1 protein-coding gene is annotated in these 1272 nt (G+C 39.2%); it reads left to right on the top strand.

Going from position 1 to position 1272, the window contains the following annotated elements:
• Window positions 1–184: 184 nt before the first annotated feature.
• Window positions 185–1252, top strand: coding sequence for an IS4 family transposase (locus ACM5QX_RS29505; RefSeq protein ID WP_414756751.1), 1068 nt, complete (start codon window positions 185–187; stop codon window positions 1250–1252).
• The last annotated feature ends 20 nt before the right edge of the window (window positions 1253–1272 follow it).

Below are 1272 nucleotides of genomic sequence, written 5' to 3'. Positions count from 1 at the left end.
CTGAAGGGGTGACAAAGAGGCTGAAGCTCAGGAAATAGAAGAGTGTGACTGTTTTGGGGTAAAAAAAGATAGGTCAGTTACTCTCAACAAGACCTATCGAATGATAATGTTACCTAAATTCTACCAAAACTGCTTTCAAAATCTACTGACACCCGCACAGTACAAGATGTTGGAAATCTTGATTATGCTGTTGCAATTTCATAAAACTGTGACGATTGAGAAACTGGCAACAGTATTTCCCCAACCGATACTGTTTGAGAGTCGGCGACGAAGCATCCAAAGATTTTTATTACTGCCACAGTTATCAATTCAATACATCTGGTTTCCATTACTCAAAAGATGGGTTAAAAACAGCAGACAATCTCAGGAGAAACAACTGATATTTGCGATTGATAGAACACAGTGGCGTTGTGAAAATGTGTTCGTCATTAGTTTAATAGAACAAAAAAGAGCTATTCCAGTTTATTGGCTATTGTTAGCGAAAAGAGGATGTAGCAATCTAGGCGAGCAGAAAAAGTTAATTCGCCCATTGTTGCGGTTATTTAAAGGATATCGAATCTTGGTGCTAGGCGATAGGGAATTTCATAGCATCAAACTGGCGAATTGGTTACACAGCAAGAGAATTGACTTTGTACTCCGGCAAAAGCAAGGCACTTATATTCGACAAGAAAATCAATCACACCAACGCTTGCAATCTTTGGGATTAACTCCTGGAATCTCGTTCTTTTTGACAGATATTCAAGCGACAAAACAGAAAGGTTTTGCTAAATTTAATCTCGCCGGATATTACAAGCGCAAATATCGTGGAGTTATTGAACCTGCTGGTTGGTTTTTATTAACTAACCTTGATAGTCTAAAAGATGCCATTAAAGCATTCAAGTTGCGGAGTGGAATTGAGGCTATGTTTAAAGATTGCAAGACTGGGGGATATAATCTCGAATCTACTTATGCTGATGGTCAACGTTTGATAGCACTGATTTTATTAATTGCTATTGCCTATACTTGTGCTATTTTAATTGGTCGTCATTCTCGCTCCTCTGGTCTTCAAAAATATGTTGGTCGTCTGAAGGAGTTACAACGATTGCACCGCAGGCATAGTGCTTTTTGGATTGGTTTGTATGGTCAGTTATGGGTAGGGGCAATGGAGTTTTGTGCTGATTTAGCTCATGATTTAATGCGTTTAAAGTCCAGTAAACTACCCTATTTTCGCAAGGGTCTACGTGCTATGTCTCTTATCCAGTCTGCTTTGTAGCTTCTTTGTCACCCCTTCAG

Source organism: Anabaena sp. CCY 9910 (assembly GCF_963920875.1).
In the GTDB taxonomy this organism is placed as follows: domain Bacteria; phylum Cyanobacteriota; class Cyanobacteriia; order Cyanobacteriales; family Nostocaceae; genus Trichormus; species Trichormus variabilis.
The sequence above is the reverse complement of the archived record's forward strand: the minus strand, read 5'-3'. Positions and strand labels throughout refer to the sequence as shown.